An 8584-nucleotide genomic window follows, 5' to 3' on the forward strand; every position below is an offset into this window, starting at 1 on the left:
GCCGTGCGGCGGGGGCGGAGGCGGCGGTCGAGCAGCATGCCCCAAGTCTTCGGCGCAGCGGGGGCCGCCGGTAGGCATGGGTTGGGTGGGAGGTCATAGCCTGGGGCTATGACTGAGCTGCCGGACCTCGCGTCGCTGAAGCTGCTGGTCGACGTCGGGGAACTCGGCAGCCTGGGACGGGCGGCCAGGGCGGCGGGCATCGCGCAGCCGTCCGCGAGCAAGCGCATCGCCCACCTCGAACGCCGCCTGGGGCTGCCGCTGCTGGAGCGGACGCCGCGCGGCTCCACGCTCACCGCCGAGGGCCGAATGGTGGCCGGATGGGCGGCCGAGCTGGTGTCCGCCGCGCAGGAGCTGGTACGGGCCGCGCAGGCCGTGCGGCAGGGCGCGGCGGCGCTCCTGCGGGTGGCGGCGAGCATGACGGTCGCCGAGTACCTGGTGCCGCGCTGGCTCGGCGAGCTGCAGAACCGCGAGCCCGGCGTGCCCGTCGGCCTGGACGTGGTCAACTCCGCCGACGTGGCCGCGCGGGTGCTGGCCGAGGAGGTGGAGCTGGGGTTCGTCGAGGGGCCGAACGTGCCCGAGGGGCTGGCCAGCCGGGTCGTGGGCACCGACCGGCTGGTGGTCGTGGTGGCGCCCGGCCATCCCTGGACGCGCCGCCGCACCGCGCTGCGGGGACCGGAGCTCGCGGGCACCCCGCTCGTCGTGCGGGAGCGCGGGTCGGGCACCCGCGAGACGCTCGACCTGGCGTTCCTGGAGCTGCGTCAGGCCAGCCCGCGGCTGGAGCTCGGCTCGAACTCCGCCGTCAAGGGCGCCGCCCAGGCCGGGGCCGCGCCCGCCGTGCTCAGCGGGTACGCCGTCGAGGCCGAGCTGGCCACCGGCCGCCTCGTCGAGGTCCCCCTGGCCGGGATCAACCTGGTGCGGACGCTGCGCGCGGTCTGGCGGAGCGGCCGGAACCTCACCCGCCCCGCCGCCGCCCTCCTGGACATATCCAGCCGCCCCTGACCGGCCGGGCCGTCCCCAAGACGGGCCGGCGGGGATAAAGTGCCGCAATGGGTGCGTATGACGTGGTCGTGGCCGGAGGCGGCCACAACGGGCTGGTCGCGGCGGCCTACCTGGCGAAGGCCGGGCGGCGGGTGCTGGTGCTGGAGCGGCAGGATCACACCGGCGGGCTGGCGATCTCCGCCCGCCCCTTCCCGGGAGTGGACGTACGCCTGTCGCGTTACTCCTACCTGGTCAGCCTCCTGCCCTCGAAGATCGTCAAGGATCTGGGCCTCGACCTGGAGCTGCGCCGCCGCCGCTACGCCTCGTACACGCCCAAGGGACGTACCGGGCTGCTCGTGGACGGCGGGGACGCGGAACGGACGAGACGGTCGTTCCTGGAGGTGACGGGCAGCGAGGCCGATCACACGGCATGGCAGGACTTCTACGCCATGGTGGCCCGTACCGCCCGCGTGCTCGCGCCCACGCTGCTGGAGCCGCTGCCCACGGCGGCGCAGGTCGAGCGGCTGGTGGGGGCGCGGGCGTGGGGTGAGCTGTTCGCGCGGCCCATCGGCCGGACCGTGGACGAGCGGTTCGGCGACGACACGGTGCGCGGGGTGGTGCTCACCGACGCGCTGATCGGCACGTTCGCCGACCCGGCCACCGACCTGCTGGCCAACCGGTGCTTCCTCTACCACGTGATCGGCGACGGCACGGGCGAGTGGAACGTGCCCGTCGGCGGCATGGGCGCCGTCTCCGGCGCGCTGGAGACGGCCGCCCGGCGCGCGGGCGCGGAGATCAGGACGGGGGCCGAGGTCGTCGGCATCTCTCCCTCGGGAGAGGTCACCTTCCGTACGGACTCCGCCGAGCACACCGTGACCGGCGGGCACGTCCTGGTCAACCTCCCACCGGCGGTGCTGGACAAGGTGCTCGGCCGGACGCCCGAACCGCCCGAGGGCGCCCAGCTCAAGGTGAACATGGTGCTCAGCCGCCTGCCCAGGCTGAAGGACGGGACCGTGGACCCGAGGGCGGCCTTCAGCGGGACGTTCCACATCAACGAGGGGCGCGACCAGCTCGCCCGGGCCCACGCCCAGGCGGCGGCGGGCGAGATCCCGGAGCTGCCGCCGGCCGAGGTGTACTGCCACTCGCTCACCGACCCGTCGATCCTCGGGCCGGAGCTGCGGGGCAGGGCGGAGACGCTGACGCTGTTCGGCCTCCACATGCCCGCCCGCCTTTTCCGTAAAAATCCGGATCAGGCGCGGGAGGAGGCCCTGCGCGCCACGTTCGCCTCGATCAACGCCGTCCTGGCCGAGCCCCTTGAGGACTGCATCCTGCGCGCCCCCGACGGCACGCTCTGCGTCGAGGCCAAGACGCCGGTGGACCTGGAGAACGACGCCGGCCTGCCCGGCGGCCACATCTTCCACCGCGACCTGAGCTGGCCGTACGGCGACGAGGGCGGGTGGGGCGTGGAGACCGGGCACGAACGCGTCCTGCTGTGCGGCGCCGGCGCCCGCAGGGGCGGCGGCGTCAGCGGCATCCCCGGCCACAACGCGGCGATGGCCCTGCTGAGCTGACCGCCGCGCGTTCATCACCTTCTCAGATTGCTCCTCTAGCGTGGGCGGCATGAGTGAGGCCGCACGGTTGCTGGTGGTGGACGACGAGCCCGCGTTGCGTGAGGCGCTGCAGTCGAGCCTGGAGTTCGAGGGCTACCGGGTCGTCACCGCCGACGACGGGCAGGCGGCGCTGGAGGAGCTGGCCCGGCGCCCGTACGACGCCGTGCTGCTCGACGTGATGATGCCGAGGCTCGACGGGCTGACCGCCTGCCGCCGCCTGCGGGGGACCGGCAACCACGTCCCGGTGCTCATGCTGACCGCCCGCGACGCCGTCGGCGACCGGGTGTCGGGGCTGGACGCGGGCGCCGACGACTACCTGGTCAAGCCGTTCGAGCTGGACGAGCTGCTGGCCAGGGTGCGGGCGCTGCTGCGGCGCGGCGCGCTGAGCGCGGGCGAGCCCGAGCAGACGCTGACGTTCGGCGACCTGCGCATGGACCCGGCGACCAGGGAGGTCACCCGGGGCGCGCGGCGGCTCGACCTGACCAGGACCGAGTACCTGCTGATGGAGCTGTTCCTGGCACACCCCCGCCAGGTGCTGACCCGCGACCAGATCCTGGCCGAGGTGTGGGGGTTCGACTTCGAGCCGACGTCCAACTCGCTGGACGTGTACGTGATGTACCTGCGGCGCAAGACCGAGGCCGGCGGCGAGCCCCGGGTGATCCACACCGTGCGCGGCGTCGGCTACGTGCTCAGAGGCTCCTCGTGAGAAAGCGCAGCCTGCGCGCGCGGCTGACGCTCCTGGTGGCCGCGGCGGTGGCGATCGCGGTCGCGGTCTCGGCGGTCGGCACCTGGTACTTCGTCCGCAGGGAACTGTCGTGGCAGCTCAACCAGTCGCTACGGCAGACCGGCGAGCGCGTCCCCTACGACCGCATGCAGAAGGCCACCCGCGAGTGCTCCGCCGACCCGGTGAGCACGACCGGCTACGGCAAGTACCCGCCGTTCCCCGAGCCGATGCAGATCGTCTTCCCCGACGGCACCCGCTGCGTCATGGGCAACACCGCGATCAAGGTCACCCGCCGCGAGCGGGAGATCGCCGACGGCTACCCCGGCCAGGAGGTCGTCTACGACGGCTACGCGGACGACGGCACCCCGGTGCGCGTCCTGGTCAGGAACGTCGACGAGCACGCCGCCTTCGTCATCGCCCGCCCCACGCACGAGCTGCAGAGCACGCTGCGCAGCGTGTCGATCCTGCTGGCCGCCGTGGCCGCGCTCGGCGTGCTCGTCGCGGCCACGGCCGGGCTGCTCGTCTCCCGCGCCGCGCTGCGCCCGGTGGGCCGGCTGACCAGGGCGGTCGAGCACATCGCGCAGACCGAGGACCTCGACACCCGCATCCCGATCGACGGCAGCGACGAGATCGCCCGGCTGAGCGCGTCCTTCAACGCGATGACCGCCGCGCTGGCCGGCTCCCGCGACCGCCAGCGGCAGCTCGTCGCCGACGCCGGGCACGAGCTGCGCACGCCCCTCACCACCCTGCGCACCAACATCGACCTGCTGCTGCGCAGCGAGCAGACCGGCCGCAGCCTCGACCCCGGCGCCAAGGAGCGGCTGCTGGTCAACGTCAAGGCGCAGTTCGCCGAGCTGTCCACGCTCGTCGGCGACCTGCTCCAGCTCGCCCGGGGCGACACCGACCACGAGCCGCACGCCGAGCTGCCGCTGCACGACGTCGTCACCGCCGCCGCCGGGCGCGCCAGGCTGCGCGGCGCCGAGGTCAGCACCGACCTCAGCCCCTGGTACGTCGTCGGCGGCGCCGCCTCGCTGGAGCGGGCCGTGCTCAACCTCATCGACAACGCCGCCAAGTTCAGCCCCGGCGGCCGGGTCGAGGTCGTGCTCAGGGCGGGCGTGCTCACGGTGCGGGACCACGGGCCGGGCATCGCGGAGGAGGAGCTGCCGCACGTGTTCGAGCGGTTCTGGCGCTCGCCGTCGGCCCGCTCGCTGCCCGGCTCGGGGCTGGGCCTGGCGATCGTCGCGCAGGCCGTCGCGGAGGTCGGGGGAGGGGTACGGCTCGGCAACGCGCCGGGCGGGGGCGCGATCGCGACCCTCGAACTGCCGGGCCGCGCCACCCCGGCCTGATGGCGGGCTTTAGGCCAGTTTTCGGCGGTCGTTGATCAGATGGGCAACGCCTTGACGATCAACAGGAGGACTCGCATGAAGCGTCCGGCCACCGTTCTCGTCGCCGTGCTGGGCGAGGTCCCCGGCGCCGAGCTGCGCGGCTTCCCGCGGCTGCTCGGCCGGCTCGCCGAGGTGAACCGCGAGCACGCGCGACGGCTGTCGGACGACCCCGGCGCGGGCTAGGCGGGCAGCGCGGCCAGCAGGTAGGCGAGCCGGGCGGGGTCGGCCTCGACGTCGTCGGCCGTGCCCAGCCGGTAGCCCCACGAGGTGACGAAGCTGCCGTCGTCGGAGCAGGTGACGTTCTCGGCGAGGGTGGCGGAGAAGCGGTTGCGCACGCACACGAACGCCGGGTCGCTCGCCAGGGAGAGACTCTGGACGGACAGGTCGGCGTGACGACCCGCGAACCAGGCGAACCGCTCCAAGCAGAGCGCGGTGTCAAGCATCAGGCGTCACCTCCGCATCGTCTGGCGTCAGAATTGCACGATCTTGATGAGGAGGGCAAGCAATTGCGCGGATTAATGTGGGGATTGTTTGCGGTATTCGTTAAGAATCCGGATGATGATGTCTCGCCCGGCTTCGCCGAACTTCGCCACCTTCGCATAGTCGTCGAAGGCGCGGACGTAGAACGCCACGTCGTCAGGATCGCGTAGCACCAGGTCCTTGGTCATGGTGGCGACACCCACCATCGCCTCGTTGTAGATCCAGAAGCCGTTGACCGGCGCCGACGGCAGCTCCTCGGTGAACGGGATCACGCCGAACTCGACGTTCGGCAGCGTGCTGACCGCCAGCAGCCGGTCGACCTGGCCGAGCATCACGTCCTGCGGCGCCAGCCGGGTGTGCAGCACCGCCTCCGGCACCACGAACCTGAACACGCGCGTGCGGTCATAGAGGATCTCCTGGCGCTGCATCCGCACCCGCACCGCCGCGTCGATCTGGTCGGCCGCGCTGTAAAGGCGCCTGACCTTGCGGAACACGTGGCGGGCGTACTCGGCCGTCTGCAGCAGGCCCGCCAGGATGCCCGGCTCGAACACGCGGAACAGCTTGGTGCGCGCCTCCAGGTCACGCACGTCCTCCTGCAGGGCGGCCAGGCCGCTGCGGTGGCGCTGCTTCCAGCCGTCGTGCCGCTCCAGCAGGGCGATGGCCTGGGTGATCAGCTCGTCCGTGACCTCGGGGGACGCCCGTACGGCCTGCGCCCACACGACGACGTCGTCCTCCGTCGCGGTCTGCCGCGCGTTCTCCAGGCGGGAGACCTTGGACGGCTGCCAGCGCAGCCGCTCGGCCAGCTCCTTGCCCGTGAGGCGGGCCGCCTCACGGAGCTGCCGGAGCTGCCCGCCGAGCTCGACGCGCGCCTGCTGAAACGACGTCACGTCGCAAGAGGCTAGACCCGTGCCGATCGATCATGCCAGGCCCAGTGGCGCAATCGTGATCAACCGATGGCGGGGGGTGTTCCGTTTCCCGATGGCAGGACGCGGCGGGCGATCTCGGTGATGAGCTCGCGGGGCACCTCGACCGCGGTCTCGCCGTCGAGCACGTCCCGCAGGTCCGCCAGCGCCTCGGCGTCGGTGACCTGGAGGCCCTGCACGACGATGGTGCCGCGGTCGGTCTCGTACAGGGTCGGGCAGGCGCCGGCCTCCGACGTGGAACCCAGGAACCGCATCCGCATGACGATCCTTCCCCGAACAACGCAATTGCGCGCAATTGTAGGGGAGATCGGCGGGCTTATGATCGTTTTTTCGGGAAAAATCGTGATATTGGGCCGTGTGGGGGTTATGTCGATATCGAGTCGCGCATGATGTGCCCGGCGCGTTCGAAGAGGGCCAGCGTGGTGGCGTGCAGGAGGTCGCCGATGTCCTTGGGCGCCTTGCCGGCGAACGCGCGGGCGTGCGTGCCCTCCAGCACGATGCCGAGCTTGAAGCAGGCCATCACCGCGTACCAGTCGATCGCCGACAGGTCGCGGTCGGACAGGGCCGCGTAGCAGTCGACGATCTCCCGTGGCGAGGCCAGCCCCGGCACCATCGCCGCAGCCTGCGGCCACATCGCCACCAGCCAGCCCAGGTCGACCAGCGGATCGCCGATCGTGCACATCTCCCAGTCGACGATGGCCGCCACCCGGGGCCCGTCGTGGGCGAACATCAGGTTGCCGAAGTGGTAGTCGCCGTGCATGATCCCCGGCGTGAACGAGGCCGGCAGGTTGGCCTCCAGCCACGCCGCCGTCTCCGCCAGCCCCGGGATCGCCGGGCCCGGATAGCCGTCGAGCTCCCCGTAGGAGTCCAGCTCCCGCATCCAGCGGGGCACCTGCCGCTCCAGGAACCCCTCCGGCCGGCCGAATCCCGGCAACACGCTCGGGTCGACGCGCCCCAGCTCGGCCAGCGCCGAGGCGGCCTCCAGCCCCATCCGGTGCCGGATCGCCGGGTCGGAGGCGTGCGGCTCGGGCAGCCCGGTCGACGGGTTGAACCCGTCGACCGGCTCCATCAGGTAGAACACCGGCTCCACCGCCGTCTGCGCCGCCACCGGCCGGGGCGCCGCGACGGGCGTGTCACGCAGCGCCTCCAGCACCCGTGCCTCGCGCCGCAGCACCTCGTTGCTCTTGCTGCGGGCGTGCTGCGGGGGCCTGCGCAGGATGTACGGCCGGCCGCCGCGCTCGAAGCGGACCATGACGTTCTGGGTGCCGCCGGGCACCGGCTCCAGGCCGGTGATCGGGCCTCCGGGCAGATCCTGCGTGTCCATCCAGGCGCCGAGTCCGGCGAGGTCGACGGTGTTGACGTCGATGTGGGTGGAGGTCATGGCCGTCCTTCGACAGAACGATATTCTAGTGATCGACTCTATGAGAGCGCCGCTCCGCCGGTCAACCCAGCGCCTGCATGAACGGCAGGAACCGGCGGCCACGGTCGCCCGGCAGCTCGCCGCCCCGGACCATGAGCGACACCTGCCAGGGGTCGCCGATGCCGTGCCCGGCCGCCCACGCGACGAGGGCCCGCTCGGCCAGGTCGAGGTCGAGCCGCACCTCGCCGCCCACGTCGAGCGCCAGATCGCCGATCAGCGCCCGGGCCGTCTCCTCGTCGCGCGCGACGACGGGGCCGATGACCACGTTGTCGTCGTTGCGCCAGCAGTGACCGTAGCCGCCTTCGGCGATGCGCACCCGCTCGCCGAAGGCGAACATCCGGCGCAGCAGCGGCGACCGGTCGGTGCCGAACGCGCCGGCGTCCAGCTCCAGGATCGTCGCGAGGTCGGCCTCGGACGCCGGGCGCGTCCGGCCCGAGTGCGCGCCGAGGAAGGTCCCGGTGTGCTTGGCGACGTGCCCGACCGTGCGGAAGCCGAGCCGCTCGTAGAGCGGGCGGCCGTTCTCCGTGGCGTGCAGCGACACCACCCGGTCGCCGGCCTCGGCCAGCACGTGCTCCATCAGCTGCCGGGCCAGCCCGCGCCGGCCGTAGCGGGAGGCGGTCAGCACCATGCTGATCACCGCGTGGTCGTCGCCGTAGCGGGTCAGGATGGTGGTCGAGGCCAGGCCGTCACCGTCGGGCGCGTCGATCCCGTACACCTCGCCGACCTCGAACAGCAGCGTCCACTTGTGCCGCTCGGGCAGCCAGCCCCGGTCCTTGGCCAGCCGGCCGCAGTCGTCCAGGTCGTCGAGGGTGAGCCGGCGTACGCGCATGCGCGACATCCTCCTTCACCGGTGCCTCCCGGCTCAAAGTGTTTTCCGTCACCAGGGACCATGGGGGGATGCAGTGCGTTATTGCGGTAGATGTCGGCGGCACAACTATCAAAGGTGGACTTGTCGCCCGTGACGGCACAATCCTCCACCACGAGCGCCGTCCCACCCCGCGGGCCGACGGCCCCGCCCACGTCGTCGCCGCCGTCTCCGCCCTCGTCACCGGCCTCGCCGCCCT

Annotated in this window: 11 protein-coding genes; 6 read left to right on the plus strand and 5 right to left on the minus strand. The window is 72.4% G+C overall.

The window, feature by feature from the left end; translation table 11 throughout:
* The first annotated feature begins 108 nt into the window (after window positions 1–108).
* The 5 genes from ADY59_RS45430 to ADY59_RS50850 all read left to right on the plus strand — a co-directional run bounded on the left by ADY59_RS45430 (window position 109) and on the right by ADY59_RS50850 (window position 4880).
* Window positions 109–999: a LysR family transcriptional regulator gene (locus ADY59_RS45430; protein ID WP_049576982.1), complete on the plus strand. Its 891-nt coding sequence runs from the start codon at window positions 109–111 to the stop codon at window positions 997–999.
* A gap of 47 nt (window positions 1000–1046) precedes the next feature.
* Window positions 1047–2549, plus strand: coding sequence for a phytoene desaturase family protein (locus ADY59_RS45435; RefSeq protein WP_049576985.1), 1503 nt, complete (start codon window positions 1047–1049; stop codon window positions 2547–2549).
* A 49-nt stretch (window positions 2550–2598) separates the two neighbouring features.
* Window positions 2599–3294: a response regulator transcription factor gene (locus tag ADY59_RS45440; RefSeq protein WP_049576988.1), complete on the plus strand. Its 696-nt coding sequence runs from the start codon at window positions 2599–2601 to the stop codon at window positions 3292–3294.
* Entirely contained in the window at window positions 3291–4658 is a 1368-nt protein-coding gene (locus ADY59_RS45445) for a sensor histidine kinase (protein ID WP_049576991.1), read from the plus strand. The genes ADY59_RS45440 and ADY59_RS45445 overlap by 4 nt, the downstream gene beginning before the upstream one ends.
* Before the next feature lie 75 nt (window positions 4659–4733).
* Entirely contained in the window at window positions 4734–4880 is a 147-nt protein-coding gene (locus tag ADY59_RS50850; RefSeq protein ID WP_156326141.1) for a hypothetical protein, read from the plus strand.
* Here the strand turns inward: ADY59_RS50850 and ADY59_RS45450 are convergent.
* The 5 genes from ADY59_RS45450 to ADY59_RS45470 all read right to left on the minus strand — a co-directional run bounded on the left by ADY59_RS45450 (window position 4877) and on the right by ADY59_RS45470 (window position 8349).
* Window positions 4877–5140: a hypothetical protein gene (locus ADY59_RS45450; protein WP_049576995.1), complete on the minus strand. Its 264-nt coding sequence runs from the start codon at window positions 5138–5140 to the stop codon at window positions 4877–4879. The genes ADY59_RS50850 and ADY59_RS45450 overlap by 4 nt on opposite strands.
* Before the next feature lie 72 nt (window positions 5141–5212).
* Entirely contained in the window at window positions 5213–6064 is an 852-nt protein-coding gene (locus ADY59_RS45455) for a helix-turn-helix domain-containing protein (RefSeq protein ID WP_049576998.1), read from the minus strand.
* Window positions 6065–6123: 59 nt separating this feature from the next.
* Complete coding sequence (locus tag ADY59_RS45460; protein ID WP_049577000.1) at window positions 6124–6360, minus strand: hypothetical protein; 237 nt, start codon at window positions 6358–6360, stop codon at window positions 6124–6126.
* Between the two features lie 104 nt (window positions 6361–6464).
* Complete coding sequence (locus tag ADY59_RS45465; RefSeq protein WP_049577003.1) at window positions 6465–7481, minus strand: phosphotransferase family protein; 1017 nt, start codon at window positions 7479–7481, stop codon at window positions 6465–6467.
* Between the two features lie 61 nt (window positions 7482–7542).
* The gene (locus tag ADY59_RS45470) at window positions 7543–8349 is read right to left on the minus strand and encodes a GNAT family N-acetyltransferase (RefSeq protein WP_049577006.1); all 807 of its coding nucleotides are present in this window, start codon (window positions 8347–8349) and stop codon (window positions 7543–7545) included.
* A 68-nt stretch (window positions 8350–8417) separates the two neighbouring features.
* Here ADY59_RS45470 and ADY59_RS54190 point away from each other — a divergent pair.
* Window positions 8418–8584: ROK family protein (locus ADY59_RS54190; protein ID WP_156326142.1), on the plus strand; the 167-nt coding region annotated here is incomplete at its 3' end.

It is taken from the genome of Nonomuraea sp. SBT364 (assembly GCF_001083785.1).
Taxonomy (GTDB): domain Bacteria; phylum Actinomycetota; class Actinomycetes; order Streptosporangiales; family Streptosporangiaceae; genus Nonomuraea.

What these genes read in the sequence shown, in the direction of transcription:
- ADY59_RS45440 (WP_049576988.1), top strand. Translation starts at nt 2,599, where the DNA reads ATGAGTGAGGCCGCACGGTTGCTGGTGGTGGACGACGAGCCCGCGTTG.
- ADY59_RS45465 (WP_049577003.1), bottom strand. Translation starts at nt 7,481, where the DNA reads ATGACCTCCACCCACATCGACGTCAACACCGTCGACCTCGCCGGACTC.
- ADY59_RS45460 (WP_049577000.1), bottom strand. Translation starts at nt 6,360, where the DNA reads ATGCGGATGCGGTTCCTGGGTTCCACGTCGGAGGCCGGCGCCTGCCCG.
- ADY59_RS50850 (WP_156326141.1), top strand. Translation starts at nt 4,734, where the DNA reads ATGAAGCGTCCGGCCACCGTTCTCGTCGCCGTGCTGGGCGAGGTCCCC.
- ADY59_RS45435 (WP_049576985.1), top strand. Translation starts at nt 1,047, where the DNA reads ATGGGTGCGTATGACGTGGTCGTGGCCGGAGGCGGCCACAACGGGCTG.
- ADY59_RS45430 (WP_049576982.1), top strand. Translation starts at nt 109, where the DNA reads ATGACTGAGCTGCCGGACCTCGCGTCGCTGAAGCTGCTGGTCGACGTC.
- ADY59_RS45470 (WP_049577006.1), bottom strand. Translation starts at nt 8,349, where the DNA reads ATGCGCGTACGCCGGCTCACCCTCGACGACCTGGACGACTGCGGCCGG.
- ADY59_RS45450 (WP_049576995.1), bottom strand. Translation starts at nt 5,140, where the DNA reads ATGCTTGACACCGCGCTCTGCTTGGAGCGGTTCGCCTGGTTCGCGGGT.